The organism is Pseudonocardia sp. 2-7 (assembly GCF_056341085.1).
Window position 1 is genome coordinate 21789 of the sequence record NZ_CP094507.1, and the last position, 18358, is coordinate 40146.

21 protein-coding genes are annotated in these 18358 nt (G+C 74.5%); 12 read left to right on the top strand and 9 right to left on the bottom strand.

From position 1 onward, the window contains the following. Positions 1–75: 75 nt before the first annotated feature. Entirely contained in the window at positions 76–270 is a 195-nt protein-coding gene (locus tag MTO91_RS00110; protein ID WP_346107717.1) for a hypothetical protein, read from the bottom strand. 22 nt (positions 271–292) lie between these two features. Next, complete coding sequence (locus MTO91_RS00115; protein WP_405420680.1) at positions 293–1240, bottom strand: calcium/sodium antiporter; 948 nt, start codon at positions 1238–1240, stop codon at positions 293–295. A 113-nt stretch (positions 1241–1353) separates the two neighbouring features. On the opposite strand from MTO91_RS00115, the gene MTO91_RS00120 reads away from it, so the two are divergent. Next, entirely contained in the window at positions 1354–2802 is a 1449-nt protein-coding gene (locus tag MTO91_RS00120) for a flavin-containing monooxygenase (protein ID WP_405420677.1), read from the top strand. Here the strand turns inward: MTO91_RS00120 and MTO91_RS00125 are convergent. Next, a complete protein-coding gene (locus MTO91_RS00125; protein WP_073573723.1) occupies positions 2778–3242 on the bottom strand; it encodes an STAS domain-containing protein in 465 nt (154 codons plus the stop codon). The genes MTO91_RS00120 and MTO91_RS00125 overlap by 25 nt on opposite strands. Positions 3243–3411: 169 nt before the next feature. On the opposite strand from MTO91_RS00125, the gene deoC reads away from it, so the two are divergent. Together deoC and MTO91_RS00135 are read left to right on the top strand one after the other, a co-directional pair. Then, positions 3412–4134, top strand: coding sequence for a deoxyribose-phosphate aldolase (deoC, locus tag MTO91_RS00130; RefSeq protein ID WP_405420674.1), 723 nt, complete (start codon positions 3412–3414; stop codon positions 4132–4134). A gap of 80 nt (positions 4135–4214) precedes the next feature. Then, the gene (locus MTO91_RS00135; protein ID WP_476653229.1) at positions 4215–5834 is read left to right on the top strand and encodes a hypothetical protein; all 1620 of its coding nucleotides are present in this window, start codon (positions 4215–4217) and stop codon (positions 5832–5834) included. A gap of 115 nt (positions 5835–5949) precedes the next feature. On the opposite strand, the gene MTO91_RS00140 is transcribed toward MTO91_RS00135, so the two are convergent. From MTO91_RS00140 to MTO91_RS00150, 3 genes are all read right to left on the bottom strand, one after another. Beyond that, the gene (locus MTO91_RS00140; RefSeq protein ID WP_251783296.1) at positions 5950–6336 is read right to left on the bottom strand and encodes a hypothetical protein; all 387 of its coding nucleotides are present in this window, start codon (positions 6334–6336) and stop codon (positions 5950–5952) included. Between the two features lie 112 nt (positions 6337–6448). Next, complete coding sequence (locus tag MTO91_RS00145; RefSeq protein WP_476653230.1) at positions 6449–6817, bottom strand: hypothetical protein; 369 nt, start codon at positions 6815–6817, stop codon at positions 6449–6451. A gap of 407 nt (positions 6818–7224) precedes the next feature. Then, the gene (locus MTO91_RS00150) at positions 7225–7830 is read right to left on the bottom strand and encodes a TetR/AcrR family transcriptional regulator (RefSeq protein WP_476653231.1); all 606 of its coding nucleotides are present in this window, start codon (positions 7828–7830) and stop codon (positions 7225–7227) included. 98 nt (positions 7831–7928) lie between these two features. Here MTO91_RS00150 and MTO91_RS00155 point away from each other — a divergent pair, with 98 nt between their 5' ends. The 6 genes from MTO91_RS00155 to MTO91_RS00180 all read left to right on the top strand — a co-directional run bounded on the left by MTO91_RS00155 (position 7929) and on the right by MTO91_RS00180 (position 13287). Then, a complete protein-coding gene (locus MTO91_RS00155; RefSeq protein ID WP_224401032.1) occupies positions 7929–8459 on the top strand; it encodes an SCP2 sterol-binding domain-containing protein in 531 nt (176 codons plus the stop codon). 32 nt (positions 8460–8491) lie between these two features. Beyond that, positions 8492–9700 (top strand): acyl-CoA dehydrogenase family protein, encoded by a 1209-nt coding sequence (locus MTO91_RS00160; RefSeq protein ID WP_208820421.1) that lies wholly within the window; start codon positions 8492–8494, stop codon positions 9698–9700. Between the two features lie 240 nt (positions 9701–9940). Then, complete coding sequence (locus tag MTO91_RS00165; protein ID WP_476653234.1) at positions 9941–10942, top strand: esterase/lipase family protein; 1002 nt, start codon at positions 9941–9943, stop codon at positions 10940–10942. A 94-nt stretch (positions 10943–11036) separates the two neighbouring features. Continuing rightward, a complete protein-coding gene (folP, locus tag MTO91_RS00170; protein ID WP_083657976.1) occupies positions 11037–11903 on the top strand; it encodes a dihydropteroate synthase in 867 nt (288 codons plus the stop codon). Beyond that, the gene (locus MTO91_RS00175; protein WP_405420651.1) at positions 11900–12664 is read left to right on the top strand and encodes a dihydrofolate reductase family protein; all 765 of its coding nucleotides are present in this window, start codon (positions 11900–11902) and stop codon (positions 12662–12664) included. Before folP ends, MTO91_RS00175 begins: the two co-directional genes overlap by 4 nt. A 62-nt stretch (positions 12665–12726) precedes the next feature. Then, positions 12727–13287 carry a GNAT family N-acetyltransferase gene (locus MTO91_RS00180; protein ID WP_062399087.1) on the top strand — a complete coding sequence of 187 codons (561 nt, stop codon included), beginning with the start codon at positions 12727–12729 and terminating at the stop codon, positions 13285–13287. A gap of 100 nt (positions 13288–13387) precedes the next feature. Here MTO91_RS00180 and MTO91_RS00185 read toward each other — a convergent pair whose 3' ends face one another. Next, positions 13388–14011, bottom strand: coding sequence for a hypothetical protein (locus tag MTO91_RS00185; protein ID WP_476653235.1), 624 nt, complete (start codon positions 14009–14011; stop codon positions 13388–13390). Positions 14012–14245: 234 nt separating this feature from the next. Between MTO91_RS00185 and MTO91_RS00190 the strand changes: the two genes are divergently transcribed. Next, a complete protein-coding gene (locus MTO91_RS00190; protein WP_476653236.1) occupies positions 14246–15406 on the top strand; it encodes an alpha/beta hydrolase family protein in 1161 nt (386 codons plus the stop codon). A 26-nt stretch (positions 15407–15432) separates the two neighbouring features. Here the strand turns inward: MTO91_RS00190 and MTO91_RS00195 are convergent, their stop codons facing one another. Then, positions 15433–15837: a hypothetical protein gene (locus MTO91_RS00195; RefSeq protein WP_073573733.1), complete on the bottom strand. Its 405-nt coding sequence runs from the start codon at positions 15835–15837 to the stop codon at positions 15433–15435. A gap of 43 nt (positions 15838–15880) precedes the next feature. Here MTO91_RS00195 and MTO91_RS00200 point away from each other — a divergent pair, with 43 nt between their 5' ends. Both MTO91_RS00200 and MTO91_RS00205 read left to right on the top strand, forming a co-directional pair. Beyond that, entirely contained in the window at positions 15881–16426 is a 546-nt protein-coding gene (locus MTO91_RS00200; protein ID WP_062399093.1) for a peptidylprolyl isomerase, read from the top strand. A gap of 34 nt (positions 16427–16460) precedes the next feature. Beyond that, positions 16461–17570: a rhomboid family intramembrane serine protease gene (locus MTO91_RS00205; protein ID WP_476653239.1), complete on the top strand. Its 1110-nt coding sequence runs from the start codon at positions 16461–16463 to the stop codon at positions 17568–17570. Positions 17571–17826: 256 nt separating this feature from the next. On the opposite strand, the gene MTO91_RS00210 is transcribed toward MTO91_RS00205, so the two are convergent. Beyond that, positions 17827–18264, bottom strand: coding sequence for a PH domain-containing protein (locus MTO91_RS00210; RefSeq protein WP_405420638.1), 438 nt, complete (start codon positions 18262–18264; stop codon positions 17827–17829). Positions 18265–18358 lie beyond the last annotated feature (94 nt).

Consider the following 18358-nt stretch of genomic DNA (forward strand, 5'->3'; position numbering starts at 1 on the left):
CTCTCCTCACGATCAACGACTCGCGACTGCGTGTCGCGACATCCGCACCGTCACCAACCTCCTGGCCGGGTACACCTAGGACGCGTCCTCGCGCCAGGTCAGGTCGACCTCCAGCTGCCGGTGACCGTCGGAGGCCGTGCCGGTCGCGGACCGGCGGACCTCCGCGCGGCCGTCGCGCAGGGCGCGGGCGGCGTCCTCCAGGTGCGCGGCGAGGTCGCGCGCCGCGGTCGTCGCGTCGGGCCAGGACCATGCGTCGTCGGATGCTGTCATGCGCCCAGTGTGCGACACCCGCTCACACCCGGGTGAGGACCAACCAGGTCAGATAGGCCGCATAGCCCAGCACCAGCAGTCCGCCCTCGGGCCGCGACAGCCGGGAGCCGGTCCGCATCGCCAGCCCCGTCCCCAGGGTCGCGACGACCAGCAGCACCAGGTCGGCGTCGACGACGTCCGGCGGGACCGCGATCGTCGCGCCGGACGCGGCGAGCACCGTCGCCCCCAGCACGAGCGCGATGTTCAGGACGCTGGACCCGACCAGGTTCCCGACGGCGAGCCCGGTCTCCCGCCGTGCGACGGCGACCAGCATCGTCACCAGCTCGGGCGCCGACGTACCGAGCGCGACGACCGTCAGCCCGATCACCGCCTCGTCGACGCCGAGCACCAGCGCCCCCTGCACCGCGCCGTCGACCAGCCACTCCGCGCCGAGCACGACCAGCGCCAGCGAGACCACCAGCACCAGCAGCTGCACCGGCGGGCCGCCGCGCCCGTCGCCGGCGTCGGCCTCGGCGGTGACGTCCTCGCGCGGGGAGGTGCGCAGCACCAGCACGACGTAGCCGACGGCGGCGAGGAGCAGCACGACCCCGCCGGCCGGGCCGATCGACCCGTCGCGCGACAGGACGAACAGCAGCAGCGCGGCGGCGACCATCGCGGGCAGGTCGAAGCGCAGCGTGCGCCGGTCGAACGCGACCGGTCGCAGCAGCGCGCCCAGACCGAGCACGAGCAGCAGGTTCGCCAGGTTGGTGCCGACGATGTTGCCGGTGGCGATGCCCGGGCTGCCCGAGCGTGCCGCGTCGATGCCGATCGCGAGCTCGGGCAGGCTCGTGCCGACCGAGACGACCGTCAGCCCGATGACCATCGGGGACAGGCCCAGCCGGGTGGCGAGCCTGCTGCCGGACCGGACGAGCAGCTCGGCGCCGACGAGCAGCAGTACGAGACCGCCGACCCCGAGGAGGACCGCCTCCACCGCCGCTACCGCATCCCGCCGGACACCACGGACCCAGCCTCGCCCACCGGGCGCCGCGTGTCGATCTGAGACAGGTCGGTCCGGCGACGTCCCGGATCGGCCACGCTGGGCCGGTGGAGGACGAGCACGACGTCGTGGTCGTCGGCGCGGGGGTCGCGGGTCTGTACGCGCTGCACCTGCTGCGCCGGCGCGGTCTGCGGGTGACCTGCGTCGACGCCGCGCCCGAGCCCGGCGGGGTGTGGCACCACCAGCGTTTCCCGGGTGCCCGCATCGACACCGAGGGTGCCGCCTACCAGTACCTGTTCTCCGACGAGCTGTACCGCGACTGGGGGTGGAGCGAGCGCTTCCCGGCCGGCTACGAGGTGCTGCGCTGGCTGCGGTTCGTCGTCGACCGGCTCGACCTGCACCGCGACCTGCGACTGTCCACACCGGTCACCGCCGCCCGCTGGGACGGCGGCCGCTGGCGGATCCGCACCGGCGACGACGAGCTGTCCGCGCGGTTCCTGGTCCGCTGCACGGGGTCGTTCACCGCGCCCCGCACCGACGCCGTCCCCGGCCGGTCGGACTTCACCGGGCCGGTCGTCCACACCGGAGCGTGGCCGGCCGGGGGACCCCGGCTCGACGGGCTGCGGGTCGGCGTCGTCGGCTGCGGGCCGAGCGCGGTCCAGCTGGTCCCGGCCCTGGCCGGGCGGGTCGGCCGGCTCACCGTCCTGGCCCGGACCCCGCGGTTCGTGCTGCCCGCGGCCAACCCGATGTTCGGCTGGCCGGAGCGCGCGGCCTACCGAGACCGGTTGCCCGCGATGCGCGAGGCGGTTCGGTCCACACCGTCCGGCACCGGACACCCGTCCGTCCACAGAGGACTCCACAGTCTGGGGACGGTCCACGACGAGGACCCGCTGGCGCTGCACCCGGCCCGGCTCGCCGGGCTCGCGTCCGACCCGGCACTGCGGGCCGCGGCGGCCGCCGTCGTCCGGGACCGGATGCGGGCGCGGCTGGGCGACGACCGCCTCGCGGCGGCGCTGGTCCCGGAGGGCGACGACTACGGCCTGCGGCCCGTCGCGACCGACCAGGGGTGGCTGGAGTCCTTCCACCGCGACGACGTCGAGGTGCTCCCCGTCGCCCGGAACCCGGTCACGCGGATCCGGCCGGAGGGGGTCGGGCTGGCCGACGGGACCGTCGTCGGGCTGGACGCGATCGTGCTGGCCACCGGGTTCGACACGGGCGCGACCCGGGCCGGGATCGACGTCGTCGGCCGCGACGGGCGGCGGCTGGGCACCGGGCCGGGCCTGTTCGGGATGGCGCACCCCGGCTTCCCGAACCTGTTCGCGCCGCTGGCGCCGACCCTCGGGTACGGCAACGACGCGGCCTGCCTGCAGGGGCAGGTCGAGTGGGTCGACCGGGCGATCGGCGCCCTCGACGCCGACGGCCTGTCGACGATCGAGGCGCTGTCGTGCGCGGCGGAGCCGGTCGCGCCCTACGCGGTGCCCGGCGGGGTCGCGGGCGTACTACGCGCCTGCGACGACGAGGCCGCCGCGGGCTACCCGTCGTTCGAGCGGCGCTGACCGTCCAGGCGGACGTCCGGGTCCGGTACGCCGAACAGCATGTTCCGCGACGAGGCCGGTTCCTCGGGGATCCGGTCGACGACGTCGAACAGGTCCATCGCGCCGGTCACCTGGAGTGCGCGTCGGGCGGGACGGCTCGAACCGCAGTACACCCGGAGCCGTTTGCCCTCGGCGCCCAGCATGTCGCGCGACTGGAGCAGCGAGTTCAGCCCCGCCGTCCCCAGGAAGTCCACGCCGGTCAGGTCGAGGATGAGTTCGGGACCCGCCTCGGACCAGATGCCCATCTCGACCCACAGGTCGGGGGAGGTGTCGTCGTCGATGGAGCCGATCGCGTGCAGCACGGTGGCGCCCGCCGGGTGGCTGGACTGCTCGAAGCGCAGCGTCGGCCCGGGAGCGGCGGCCTGCGCGGCATCCGGCACGGAGCGGTCGTCGTCCGCCATGGTCGGGAACCCCCTTCGGCCACCGGGATCACCGGTACGTCCGAGCAGCATTGCAGCGGGTGGCCGTCACCGCATGTGCTGATCGGCGGCGCCCCGGGCGCGTAGCCTTCGCACCCGACCGCCGACCACCCGCGGGGGCGATCCTCCCGCCGGGACCCGAAGGACCACCGTGAGCGCTACGACCCTCTCCGCCGCCGCGATCGCCGAGATGATCGACCACGCGATCCTCAAGCCAGAGCTGACCCGCACCGAGGTCGACGCCCAGCTCGACCTCGCCGCCCGCTACCGCATCTTCAGCGTGTGCGTACGCCCGTCCGACGTCGCGCACGCCGCCGCCCGGCTCGCGGGGACCGGCGTCGCCGTCGGCACCGTGATCGGCTTCCCGCACGGCACGACCAGCACCGCGGCCAAGGTCGCCGAGGCGCGGCAGGCGATCGCCGACGGCGCCGCCGAGCTGGACATGGTGCTGAACGTCGGCCGGCTGCGGAGCGGCCTGACCGACGACGTCGAGGCCGACATCGCCGCCGTCGTCGGGGCCGCCGACGGCCGCGTCGTGAAGGTGATCCTGGAGACCGCACTGCTGTCCGACGACGACGTGGTCGCCGGCTGCCGGGCCGCCGAGTCGGCGGGCGCGGCGTTCGTGAAGACCTCCACCGGCTTCGCCGGCGGCGGTGCCACGCCCGAGCACCTCGCGCTCATGCGCGCCACCGTCGGACCGCAGGTCCAGGTCAAGGCCTCCGGCGGGGTCCGGGACCTCGACACCGTGCTGGCCTTCCACGCCGCGGGCGTCACCCGCTTCGGCACCAGCGGTACGGCCACGATCCTCGACGACGCCGCGGCCCGCGACGCCGGCGGCGACGCGGCGGCCCGGGTGGACGACGCGTCGTACTGAGGGAGCTACCGAGCGGTACACCGGGCCGCCGGATCTGCGAAGCTGACCGAGCACGTTCCCGTGAGCCCCGGAGGAGACCGATGGCGAAGCAGCCCCTCCCGAGCTCCTGGTCGCCCGCGGGCGTCACCGGGACCCTGATCGGCGCCGCCCTCGGCACGGTCGGCGCGGCCGTGGAGATCGGCCGCCGGCTGCCCGGCTGGCTGGCCGATGCCCCGCGCGCGGTCGAGGCGATGCCGTCGGTCGCGGCCGACGTCGCCGCGCTGCCGCGGCGCATCGCCGGTGTCGACGCCGCCCTGACCGGCCTCGCCCCGGTGCTCGACGACGTGCTCGGCCGGGTCGTGACGCTGTGGGACGACCCGGTGACCGTCGAGCGGATCGACCGGCTGACCGCGGCCGTGGTCGAGCTGGCCGGGGCCGCCGGACCACTGCGCGAGCTGGCCGGTGCCCGCGACGACCTGCACCAGCTCGCCGGGCTGCGCGAGGATCTGCACCAGCTGGCCGGCGTGCGCGAGGACCTGCACGAGCTGGCCGGGGTCCGGGAGGACCTGCACGAGCTGGCCGCGGTGCGCGGGGACCTGCACGAGCTGGCGGGGATGCGGGAGGACCTGCGGGAGCTGGCCGCGGTGCGGGGCGACCTGCACGAGCTGGCCGCCGCGGTCGGGCCGCTGCGGGAGCTGGGCGGGGCGGTGGCCTCGCTGCAGGAGCTGGCGGGGGCCGTCGAGGCGCTGCGGGAGCTGGCCGCGGCCGTGGGTCCGTTGTCGGAACTCGCCGGCGCGGTCGAGGCGCTGCGGGAGCTCGCCACCGCCGTCGGTCCGCTGACCGAGCTGGGCACGGCGATCGAGCCGCTGCGCGAGCTGGGCACGGCCGTCGAGCCGCTGCGCGAGCTCAGCACCGCCGTGGGTCCGCTGTCGGAGCTGGCGGGCGCCGTGGAGTCGCTGCGGGAGCTCGGCGCGGCCGTCGGTCCCTTGTCCGAGCTGGCCGCGGTCCGGGACGACCTGCACGAGCTGGCCGGTGCCGCGGCGCCGCTGCGCGAGCTGGCCCCCGCCGCGGGCGACCTGGCCGCGCTGGCCGGGGCCGTCACCTCGCTGCAGCGCCTCGCCGACGCCGTCGCCCCGCTCCAGGAGCTCGCCGCCACTCGCGCCGACCTGGCGCAGCTCGCCGGCGCCGTCGAGCCGCTCCGGGAGCTGGCCTCGGCCCGCGAGCACCTGGAGAGCCTGACCGGCGCCGTGCCCGCGGTGCACGAGCTGGCCGCGACCCGGGCCGACCTCGCGCGGCTCGCCGAGGCGGTCGGACCGCTGCAGGAGCTGGCCCGCACCCCCGGCGACCTCGCCGCCCTCGCGGGCGCGGTGGAGCCGCTGCGGGTGCTCGCCACCGTGCGCGAGGACCTTGCGACGCTGGCCGCCGCCACCGGCGACCAGGGCGCCGTCCGGCGGATCGCCGCGGCCGTCGCGGACGCCGACGGGACCCCGCGGCTGGCCGCGCTCGATGTCAACCTCGCGCAGGCCGCGAGCCAGCTGACCGCCGTCGCCCCGGACCTGCGGTCGGTCGCGGCCCGGATCGACGCGCTCGACCGGCAGATCGGGGTGCTGGCGGACGCGCTCGCGCCGCTGCAGGGCACCACCGAGCGGATCGGCCGCATCGTCGACCGGCTGCCGGACCGCACCCGGCGCCTGGTCACCCGTCCGGCGACGGAGGGCTGAGCGCCACCACCCGGCCGGCAGGCGCGCCCCGGACACACGAACGGGCCGGCCCGCCCGTCCGCGGACCGGCCCGTTCGCCGGAGAAGCCGGGCTGTGCCCCCGGACCTCGGGTGTCTCAGGACTGGTCGGCGACCTGGTCCAGGACGGTCTTCTGGGCCTGCTCGGAGGAGGCCTTGTTGCCCTGCTCGTTCGACGAGTCGATCGAGTTGTCCTGCACGATCTCCTGGCCGGAGCCGCCGCGGACGTCCTCGTTCGCGAAGTCGCTCAGCGAGGCGATGCCGTCGACGTTCGCCGCCGGGTTCGCCTGGGTCACCGGGGCGCCGTTGGCGTTGCCCTGGGTGCTCTCCGACGACTGGGTGCCGGTGGCCGAACCCGCGGTCTCCTGGGTGCTGGTCTCGCTGCGGTCGCCGCGCTCGTGGTCGGCGAAGGCCATGCCGGCCGCACCGATGGTCATGGGGACGGCGAGCGCCGCGGCGGCGGCGATGCGGAAGGACTTGCGCATGGGGAACGATCCTCTCGGGGAAGGGTCCCGGCCGACCCGGTCGTAGGGGCCGGCACGGGCGGTAGGCGCCGGAGCGGGTGGGTTGTGCCCGGCGGCCGGGGACGACGGCGGATCAGCCCGCGAGGCCGGCGATCTGCTCGACGACGGTCTTCTGGGCCTGCTCGGTGGAGGCCGTGTTGCCCTGCTCGTTCGAGGAGTCGATCGAGTTGTCCTGGACGATCTGCTGTCCGGACCCCTCACCGCCGTCGTAGTCCTCGTTGGCGAAGTCGCTCAGGCCGAGGACGTCGCTCACGTTCAGCGCCGGGTTCGCCTGGGTGACCGGGGCGAACGAGCTGTTGCCCTGCTCGGTGGCGGCACCCTGCTCGGACGATGCGGTGGCCTCGGAAGCCTGGCCCTGATCGACGGTGTCGTCGGCGAAGGCCATCCCGGCCGCACCGAGGGTCATCGGGACGGCGATGGCGGCGGCGGCCAGAGTACGCACGGACTGACGCATGGAATGCGTTCCCTTCATGTGTTCACTGCTGTCGGCTGCACGCCCCGGAATTCGGGGGACGTACTGCGAAAAAAGGTAACCGGCGTTCTCCCGTAATGCGCGCCGACACCGGGTGACGTCATCGACACCCGTCTCGGTGAACCGTTGACGATGTGTCACACGTAGCGATCCGGCTCTGCCGGACAGTAAGCGATCTTGCCTCTGAGCTGCTGGAACATTGGATCCGCGATATCACCCCTTCGAGTGACATCCGACTCGCATCTGCTCTGCGAATAAAGCGCGCGAATGCCGTTGCGCGCGGACACGGCGGGGTTACGGTCCGATTTCCCTCTCTTGTGGTGATGATCGTGACCCGGTGATCAATTTCACGACGATCGATTTCCCGGCGGAAGGAACTACGAGCGCAGCAGGGCCAGCCCCGGCCACACCAGCGCCATCAGCGTCGAGGCGAGGTCGTCGGGGTCCCCGCCGTCGCCGGCCCAGTCGGCCAGACCCTCGGCCGCACCCGCCAGCGCCGCCGCGATCGGGGTGGTGACCGTCGCGGGGTCGACCCCCTCGGGGGCGACCAGCTCGGCGGCCAGCAGCTGTGCCACCCGGTCGACGATGCGGGTGCGCGCCGCGTGCACCTCGTCCGCGAGTGCCCCGGTGCGGGCCTGGCGGTAGAGCACCGACCAGCCGTCGCGGTGGGTGGTCACGTTGGCGAAGAACGCCCGGAGTCCGCGGTGCAGGCGCACCTCGGCGTCGGCCGGTGCCCCGGCGGCGGCGCCGGAGACCGACTCCAGCAGCCGGTCGGACTCGCGGCGGATGCACCGCCGCAGCAGCTCCTCCTTCGAACCCCCGCCGTGCGTGTAGACCATCGGCTTCGACAGCCCCGCCTCGTCGGCGACGGTGTCCATCGACGCGTCGTGGAACCCGTCCCGGGAGAACACGCGCACCGCCGCGTCGAGGACCTGCTTCTCGCGCTGCGCGGGAGGGAGCCTGCGGCGGGGTGGGGGTGCCATCTCGACAGCTTAGCTACTGCTGCGTAAAGTACGCCCCGTCCGAGCCGGTACGGCGAGTACCGGACACTTGTGTGAACCACGGCGAGGTGGAGCGAGCGATGGCCGACACGGTCGACATCAACGAGCTGGGTCGCAGCGTCGACCCGAAGTCCCTGTCCGACGAGCAGCTGATCTCCACCCTCGGCACGGCCCTGCGTGACGGGAACGCGAAGGACGTCGACCCGTCGCTGTTCGCCCGCCTGGTCAAGACCGCGTCGAAGCAGCAGCTGGCGACCGTGATGTCCTCCGAGGTCCGCCGGCCGGTGCTGGAAGCGATCTTCGGCCGGATGAGCGAGTTCTACTCGTCGAAGGGGGCCTCCGGGAACCGGCAGGTCGTGCACTGGCACATCAAGGACGGCTCGACGACCGACAGCTTCCAGACCGTGCTGCAGAACGGGACCTGCACCGTCACCGAGGGCACCGACGAGGAGGCCCGGACCGCGCTGACCATGCCGGGCACCGAGTTCCTCAAGGTCGCCACGAACAACGCCAACCCGGTGACCCTGTTCATGACGCGCAAGCTCAAGGTCTCCGGCGACGTCGGCTTCGCGACCGCCCTGCAGAAGATGTTCCAGATCCCGTCCGCCTGACGAGAACCGCGACCGACCAGCGGAGAGCTGAGATGACTTCCTTCGAACTGTCCGAGGAGCACCGCGAGCTGCAGGAGTGGGTGCACGGCTTCGCCGCCGACGTCGTACGCCCGGCCGCCGCCGAGTGGGACGAGCGCGAGGAGACCCCGTGGCCGATCCTGCAGGAGGCCGCGAAGATCGAGCTCTACAACTTCGAGACCCTCGCCTCCTTCTGGGGTGACGAGACCGGCCTGTCCATGCCGCTGGTCAACGAGGAGCTCTTCTGGGGCGACGGCGGCATCGGCATGGCGATCTTCGGCACCACCCTCGCGGTGGCCGGCATCTTCGCCTCCGGCACGCCCGAGCAGATGGTCGAGTTCATCCCGCAGTGCTACGGCGACGCCTCCGAGCCGCAGGTCGGCGCGTTCTGCTCGTCCGAGCCCGAGGCCGGCTCGGACGTCTCGGCGATGCGTACCCGCGCCGTCTACGACGAGGCGAAGGACGAGTGGACCCTGACCGGCCAGAAGGCCTGGGCCACCAACGGCGGCATCGCGAACATCCACGTGGTGCAGGCCGTCGTCGACGCAGACCTGGGGAGCAAGGGCCAGGCCGCGTTCGTCGTCCCGCCGAACACCCCCGGCCTGGAGTCCACCCGCAAGATCAAGAAGATGGGTCTGCGCGCGTCGCACACCGCGGACGTCTTCCTCGACGACGTGAAGCTCCCCGGCTCCTGCCTCCTCGGCGGCAAGGAGAAGCTCGACGAGCGGCTCGCCCGCGCCCGGTCGGGGGAGAGGTCGAAGGGCTCGGCCGCGATGCAGACCTTCGAGCTGTCCCGCCCGACGGTCGGCTCGCAGGCGATCGGCATCGCCCGCGCCGCCTACGAGTACGCGCTGGAGTACGCCAAGGACCGCGTCGCCTTCGGCCGTCCGATCATCGAGAACCAGTCGATCTCGTTCATGCTCGCGGACATGAAGACCGAGATCGACGCCGCCCGGCTGCTCGTGCACCGGGCCGCGTGGATGGGCCGCAACAACGTCCCGTTCACCGCGGGCGAGGGGTCGATGTCCAAGCTCAAGGCCGGCCGGGTCGCGGTGTGGACCACCGAGCGCGCCATCCAGATCCTCGGCGGTGCGGGCTACTCGCGCGAGCACCCGGTGGAGCGGATGCACCGCGACTCGAAGATCTACGACATCTTCGAGGGCACCGAGCAGATCCAGCAGCTCGTCATCGCCCGCGCGATCTCCGGGAAGCACCTGGCGTGACCCCGGCGGGCCGGTCCGCTGCGACGGTCAGCGGGCCGGCCTCGCCGGGCGGGGCGTGGCTCCCGCCGCGGGCGACGCGTCGCTCGTCCGGGACGCCGCGGCGGCCGCCTCGCCGGCCGTCGTCCGGGCTCTGGCCCGTCCGCCGCAGGCGCACCCGTTCGTCGTCGGACCGACGAGAACGCGTCACCGCAGGCCGCCGCCCTCGTTCACCGATCGAGAAGATCGACAACGGGGGACGACATGGCACGGACGACGAGGTCCACCCTGCTCGCGCTGGCCGTCACCGCGGCCTGCCTGACCGGCGTCGCGGGGGTGGCGGCGGCCTCCCCGGAGCGCGACCCCGACCCCGGGCCCGCGCTCACCGCGCCCGGCCTGGACGAGAGCCTCACCTGCCACGGCGACCTCGCCGGCTCCGCGGGCACCCCGGTCCTGCTGGTGCCGGGGACGACGCTGGACCCCGACGTCAACTTCGACTGGAACTACGCCCGCGCCTTCGCGCAGGAGGGCCGGGCCCACTGCCTCGTGCAGCTGCCCGCGCACGCGACCGGGGACATCCAGGTCGCGGCCGAGCACGTCGTCCATGCGATCCGCACCATGCACGAGGAGGCCGGCGGACGGATCTCCGTCGTCGGGTTCAGCCAGGGCGGCATGCTCCCGCGCTGGGCGCTGAAGTACTGGCCGGACACCCGCGGCATGATCACCGACATGATCGGGATCGACCCGTCGAACCACGGCACGCTCGACGCCTACCCGGTCTGCGGCCCCGGTTGCGTCCCCGCGTTCTGGCAGCAGCGGACCGGCTCCCGGTTCCTCGCCGCACTCGACGACGGGCCGGAGACGTTCGCCGGGATCGACTACACCGTCGTCTACACGGTGACCGACGAGGTCGTGGTCCCGAACCTGCCGCCCGCGGCGAGCTCGGAGCTGCGTCGCGACGGCGCGGGCCGGGTCGCGAACGTCCCCGTCCAGTCGATCTGCCCGGTGCACGTCGCCGAGCACCTGACCATGGGCAGCACGGACCCGGTCGGGTACGCCGTCGTCGCCGACGCGCTGGACCACGACGGCCCCGCCGACGCGGGCCGGATCGACCGCGCCGTCTGCCTGGCCGACGTCATGCCCGCCGTCGACCGGACGCAGCTCCCGGCGAACGAGGCGCGGCTGCTGGGGCAGGTCGCGACCAGCATCGCGACCGAGCCGCGGGTGGCGGCCGAGCCGCCGCTGCGGGAGTACGCGCGCGGCTGACGACCGGCGGGGTGGGCGCGTACGCCGGGCCCCGGGGAGGATGGAGATCCAACCGGGTCCTGCAGCGGGCCCGTCCGTGCTGTGAGGAGACCACGTGCCGAGCGTGACGTTCCGTGGACGTACCTGGAACCGGGACCGGGCGATGGTCATGGCGATCGTGAACCGGACCCCCGACTCGTTCTACGACCACGGCGTCACCTTCGCCGAGCAGGCGGCCCGGGACCGGATCACCGCGGTGGTCCGGGAAGGTGCCGACGTCATCGACATCGGCGGTGTCCCGGCCAGTCCGGGCACCGAGGTCACCGAGCAGGAGGAGATCGACCGGGTCGTGCCGACCGTGGAGTGGGCGCGCCACACGTTCCCCGACGTCGCGATCTCGGTCGACACCTTCCGCGCCGGGCCCGCCGACGCCGTCTGCGCCGCCGGGGCCGACCTGGTCAACGACAACTGGGCCGCCGCCGACGGGGCGATCCTCGACGTCGCCGCCCGGTACGGCGCCGGCTACGTCAGCGCCCACACCGACCACGTCACCCCGCGCACCGAGCCGCACCGGCCCCGCTACGCCGACGTGCTCCGCAGCGTCATCGACCAGACCGTCGCGCTCGCCGAGAAGGCCGTCGCCGCGGGCGTGCCCGCCGGGGGGATCCTCATCGACCCGGCGATCGACTTCTCCAAGAACACGCTGCACAGCCTCCAGGTCCTGCGCGGCATCGACGAGATGGTCGCGACCGGCTGGCCGGTGCTGCTGGCGATGTCGAACAAGACCGTCGTCGGGGAGTCCCTGGCCGTGCCGCTCGAGGAGCGGCTGACCGGCACCCTCGCCGCGACGGCGCTGGCCGCGGACCGCGGCGTCGCCATGGTGCGCGCCCACCAGGCCCGGGCCACCCGGGAGACCTGCGAGATGGTCGCCACCGTCCGTGGCGAGCGGAACCCGTCGCGGGCGGTGAGACTGCTCGCGTGAGCGTGATCCACCAGATCTTCCCGGCGGCCGACGTCGGACCGCTGTCGACCGAGCAGCTCGAACGGCTCTACGCCTACCCGGACGACCGCCTCCGGCTGTCGGTCAACTTCGTGTCCAGCGCCGACGGCGCCGTCGAGGTCGAGGGCAGCTCGGCCGGGCTGTCCACCCCGCCCGACCGCGCGGTGCTGGACCTGGGCACCGACCTGGCCGACGTCGTGCTCGTCGCGGCCGGGACGGCCACCGCCGAGGGGTTCACCGGCGTGAAGCACAACGACCGGATGGACGACCGGCGCCGCCGCTTCGGGCTGTCGGAGCTGCCGTCGACGGCGGTCGTCACCTCGTCGGGGCGCTCGCTCGACCCGTCGGCGCCGGTGCTGACCGACACCGTGGTCCCCACGATCGTGCTCACCTGCGAGTCGGTCCCGGCGGACCTGCGCGGCCGGTGGGCCGACGCCGGCGCCGAGGTCGTGCTCACCGGCGACGAGTCGGTCGACCTCGCCGTCGCCGTCGCCGCGCTGGGGGAGCGCGGGCTGCGCCGGATCAACTGCATGGGCGGACCCGCGCTGTTCGGCAGTCTGGCCGAGGCGGGCCTGGTCGACGAGCTGCGGCTGACCCTCGCGCCGTTCCTGGTCTCCGGCGAGGCGGGCCGGATCGCCCGCGGCGCGGGCATGGACCCCGCGCGTCTCGAGCTCGTCAGCGTCGTCACGGGGGACGACACGCTCCTCATGCGCTACCGGGTGCGCGAGGCGCCGTCGTCCTGACGGGGAACCCCGGAGGGGGAGGTCCCGATCACGCACGGCGACGTCTGGGGCAGGATGGTGCCGTGTCGCGTCCCTCGAACATGCTGGCGGACGGCGTCGTCGTCCTCAGTCCGCTCGGCTGGGACGACGTGACGGCCCACCTCGCGGGTGAGGACGCCGAGATCGTCCGCTGGCTCGGTGGCGCACCCGCGACCCCGGCGACCGCCCGCGCCCACGTCCGCCGGGCGATCGAGCGCTGGGCCGACGACGGGCCGAAGCTGAGCTTCGGCATCCGGGTCGACGGCGGCGCCGTCCTCGCCGGGACCATCGACGTCGACCTGGATCCGGCGGGGGACCGGGCCGGTCTGTCCTACGGCGTCTACGCGGCGTACCGCCGTCGCGGCCTCGCGACGCGCGCGGTCCGGCTCGCGGCCCGCTACCTGGGCGAACGGGGTGACGTGCGGTGGATCTCGATCGACGTCGACCCGCAGAACACCGCATCGGTCGGGGTCGCGCGACGGGCCGGGTTCCGGTTCCTGCGCCACGTCGTCGACGACGAGGGGTCCTTCGACCGCTACGAGCTCCTCGTCCGCGCGCCGGTGGTGCCCGCGCCGCCGCCGCGTCCGCGGCACGGCCGGCCCTGACGCCGTCCGCGGTCGCCCGTCCGGTGCCCCGGTCGTGGGGGACACCGGACGGGCGACGTCGCGAGCGCCGGTCGGGGGTCCGGCGCTCGTCGGTCCGCCGTCAGGAGACGGTCGGGGCCTCGAGGTACATCACGCCCGGGACCTCGAACACGGGCAGCGCGCCGGCGTCGTCGGCCGACGGGAGGTCGGCGTCGTCCGCGGAGGGGAGCTCGGGGGCGTCGTCGGCGGAGGGGAGTTCGGGCACGTCCGGAGCGGAGGGGACCTCGGGCGCGTCCGCGGACTGCAGCGAGGCGGTGGAGAGGTCCTCCGCGCCCGGCAGCGAGTCCGCCGAGGGCAGCGCGTCGGTGCTCGGCAGCGAGTCGGCCGACGGGAGCGCGTCGGTGCTCGGCAGCGAGTCGGCCGACGGGAGCGCGTCGGTGCTCGGCAGCGAGTCCGCCGAGGGCAGCGCGTCGGCGCCCGGCAGGCCGGGGAGCGCGTCGGCCGACGGCAGCTCCGGCAGACCGGAGGCCTCGCCGTGCGGGGTCTGCAGCTCGCCGAAGGAGACGCTGTTCGCGTCGTCCGACACGGTGCCGTCCTCGTAGGACGGCAGGGCGGAGGTGTCCGGGGCGTCGGGTGCCTCGGGCAGTTCGGCGGCCGAGGCCTGGCCGACGACGCCGGCGCCGAGCGCGGCGATGCCGGCGCCGGCGAGGGACAGCCGCAGGGCGGTACGGGCGAGCGGAGTCATGCGCACGTCCTTCCAAAGGGGGAGCGGGGGAGCGGAGGGCCGACGGACGACCCTCGCCGGGGGACAACGAGATCCCCATCGGTCGGTTGCGTTCCGCAGTCACTCGGCGGCGATCTTCACCCGTACGAGTTGCAACCTGAGAGGGGTCTCGCACGTACGGCCCCCTCTCGTCACTCCAGAAGGCATCAGGTGGTCCACTCGCGGCACCCGTACGCGGGAGAGCAGGATGAGTGTGTGCGCGCGCCGAGCTCCTCCGTCCGCCACTCCGTCCGTCGTTCGGCGCCCGTCGCGGGAGCGCTGGCCGGGGCCCTGGGCGGGGCGGGAGGTGCCGCCGCGGCCGCGATCGGCTGGCACTACTCGACGATCCTGCTGCACCCGTCGCCGCACCCGGGGCTGCCCGAGCGGGTCGTCGCCGCCGGGGACGGCACCGTCGAGCTGGCGCGGACCCGGCTGTCCGCACAGCCGGGCGTGTGGGGGCTGCGCGGCCCGGCCGGGCTCGCCGTCGTCGGTCCGGTCCTGGACCGCGGGCGCCGCACCGTCGTCCGGGAGCTGCGCGCCGGCCCGGTCCCGGCGACCGGCCCCGCGGTGCTCGACGCCGGCCCGTTCGACCCGGACCCGTCCGCCCGCGGGCTGCCCTTCGACGACGTCCGGGTGCCCACCGACCTCGGCCTCGCACCGGCCTGGCGCATCCCCGCCCCGGACGGCGGTGACCCGGACACCTGGGCGCTGTGCGTGCACGGCCGAGGCGGGACCCGGCGCGAGGCACTGCGGATCCTGCCCGCGCTGCACGCGGCCGGGCTGACCCAGCTCGTCGTCAGCTACCGCGGGGACGGGACCGCCCCGGAGTCACCGGACGGGCGGTCGCACCTCGGCGACACCGAGTGGCGCGACATCGACGCCGCCGCGGCCTACGCCCTGGTCCACGGCGCGCGCCGGCTGGTGCTGGTCGGCTGGTCGATGGGGGCCGCGGTGGGCGGGGCGTTCCTCGACCGGTCCCCGCACGCCGACCTCGTCGACGCCGTGGTCTGGGACGCGCCGCTGCTCGACTGGCGTCGCACGCTGCGCAGGCAGGCCCGCAACCGCGGTCTCCCGCCGACCCTCGCCGGGGTCGCGGCCCGGTTCACCGCGCGCCGGATCGGGATCGACCTCGACCGGTTCGATCTGGTCCGGCGCCCGCCCGCGGTCCGCCCGCCGACGCTCGTCCTGCACAGCGACGCCGACACCGCCGTGCCGGTCACGCTGAGCCGGGACCTGGCCGCGACCGCCCCCGGGCACGGCTGGCCGGTCACCTACCGGGAGTTCTCCGGCACCGAGCACACCGGCAGCTGGAACGCCGATCCCGACGGCTACGAGGCCGCCGTGACCGGCTTCCTGCGGACCCTGCGCCCGGCCTGACCCGCCCGCTCCGGGACGGCCCTGGGTCAGTGACCGCTCGCCTGCGACCGGCCCTGGCCGATCGGCTTGCCGTGGATCTGGTCGTCGGTCGGCGGGGTCGTCGGCACCGGGGTCCCCGGGTCCACCTCGCGCTCGCGCTGCAGGACCGTCGCCCAGCCCCACACCGCGGCCGCGGTCAGCAGCAGGACGGCCACGATCCACGGGGCCCGGCGCACCCGCGCCGGGGTCGGCTCGACCACCTCGGCCAGCGCGTGGCGGGCGTCGTGCACCGAGCCGGACACCACGTCGGACAGGCCGGACAGGCGGGACGAGACCCCTCCCGCCACGGCGTCGGCGACCGCGCCACCGGCGATCCGGCCGGCGTCGGCGAAGGTGTGCACGGCCTCGGCGGCATCCTTGCGGGCACGGGCCCGCGTCCTCTCGGCACTCATGTTCCGGACCTGCTTCCCACGGATGCGGCTGCTTACTGGCACGATGGTAGCCGTGACGGAACCAGGAAACGCCAACACGACGGCCGTCCTGCACACCTCCGAGGGCGTCGTCCGCGTCGTGCTGTTCGGCGACCACGCGCCGAAGACGGTCGCGAACTTCGTCGGCCTCGCGGAGGGCAGCAAGGACTACACGGGCCCGAACGCGAGCGGCGGCGACTCCGGGCCGTTCTACGACGGTTCGATCTTCCACCGGGTGATCAGCGGCTTCATGATCCAGGGCGGCGACCCGACCGGTACCGGTCGCGGTGGCCCGGGCTACCAGTTCGGCGACGAGTTCCACCCGGACCTCAAGTTCGACAAGCCCTACCTGCTGGCCATGGCCAACGCCGGGCCGGGCACCAACGGTTCGCAGTTCTTCATCACGGTGGGCAACACCCCGCACCTGAACCGGCGCCACACCATCTTCGGTGAGGTCGCCGACGCCGAGTCGCGGGCCGTCGTGGACGCCATCGCCCAGACCACCACCGGCCAGGCCGACCGGCCGCTGACCGACGTGGTCATCGAGAAGATCGAGATCGAGCGGTCCTGACCCCGCAGGTCTCCGACCACCGACTGGACGGGCCGTGGTGAACGGACGACCCGACGACAGCGGATCCGGGACACCCGGCGAGCCCGAGGGCGGGCCGGGTTCCCCCGGCCCCGCGGGCACGCCGTACTACCCGGCGCCGCCCGGCTACCCGCAGCCCCAGTGGCCGCCGCCGGGCGCGCCGGGCGGTCCGCCCCGGGCCGGTCCCGGCGCGCCGTACGGCGGGGCCCCGGACGGCGGCGCCACGCACGGCATCCCGCACGGTGGTCCCCCGCCCGGTGGGGTCCCGGGGGCCGGGGCCGGCGCGGTCTGCGTCCGGCACCCCGACCGGCCCACCGGTCTGGCCTGCTCGCGCTGCGACCGGCCCGCCTGTCCCGACTGCCTGCGGCCGGCCCCGGTCGGCCAGCACTGCGTGGACTGCCTCGCCGAGGGCGCGCGGACGACCCCGCGCCGGCGCAACGTCGCCGGTGCGAGCCGCACCGGGAAGCCGGTGATCGTCCCCGGTCTGATCGTCGCCAACGTGGTGGTCTACGTGCTCACCGCGGTCACGGCGGGCAGCGTGATGTCCAACTTCCGCTCGCCGCTGTTCGACGCCGGGGGGCTCGTCCCGCTCCTGGTCGCCGACGGCGAGTACTGGCGCATCATCACCTCGGGCTTCCTGCACATCGGCCCGCTGCACCTGGCGTTCAACATGTACGCCCTGTGGATCATCGGCCGCGAGGTCGAGGCGGTCCTGGGCCGGGCCCGGTTCGTCGCCGTCTACGGCGTCTCCATGCTCGGCGGTGCGGCCGCGGTCATGCTCTTCAGCTCCCCGGTCGGGGCGACCGCGGGCGCCTCCGGTGCGGTGTTCGGGCTGATGGGGGCACTGTTCGTCCTGCTGCGGCGGCTGAAGCTGCCGACCGGGCAGGTCGTCGCCGTCATCGCGATCAACGCCGTGATCAGCCTCAGCATCCAGGGGATCTCCTGGCAGGGGCACCTCGGCGGGCTCGTCTTCGGCGCCGCGGTCACCGCGGCGCTGGTCCACCTCGGGACGGGATCCCCGCAGCGCAGGCGGACCCAGCTGCTGGCGGTCTCCGGGCTGGCCGTGCTGGCGCTCGTGCTGATCGGGGTACGGGCGGCGGGGCTGCTGGCGGCCGTCGGCGTCTGAGCCGGCCCGTGCGCGGAGGGTTCCGGGCGGTGGGCCCACTCGGTGGGTACCTTCGCGCCGGCGAGCTCATCCGGCCGATACCTCTGCGGCGGTGCGGTCCGCCCGGGGTCGTTCCTCGCGCTGCCCCGCCGCCCCTACCGGCGCCTGCCGAGCTCGTCGTCGGGCGCGATGCAGCTCAGGGTTGCGGAGGGCGAGCCGGGACGACCCTGAGGTGCATCCCGACGATGTCCGCCGATCCCGGAGCGCTGGACGCGAATCAGTGCTCGGGCGGGCCCGCGTCGCCGGGGCGGTGGCCCGGGCGCAGGGCGGCGAGGTCGTCGAACACGTCGACCGGGTCCGCGCCCAGCTCGGCCCGGCCGAGGATCACCAGCCGCTCGTGGTCGTCGACGTCGCGCAGCTCCAGTTCCAGCAGCACCGACTCGCGGCCCAGCCTGCGGGTCCGCAGCAGCCGCAGGTCGTCCACCCGCCCCCAGGGCACGTGCCGGGTCCAGGTCAGCCTGCGGACCGTCAGCCCCTCGGGGCCGGCCTCCAGCCGGGGCCGGGCACGGGTCCCCGACGCCGCGGCCAGGGTGAGACCGAGCGCAGCGACGCCCGCGACCAACGCGCCCGCCGCGTCCGCGCCGGAGACGAGCACCGTGACCGACCAGCCGGTCGCGGCGACCGCCAGCACCCAGAGCACGACGACCGTGCCCACCGGCGTCGACCACCGAAGTCGATCACCCTGTGTGGTCATGTGAAGTTGTCCACAGGCTCCATCCACACGGTGGACAACTCACATCCGTGTATTT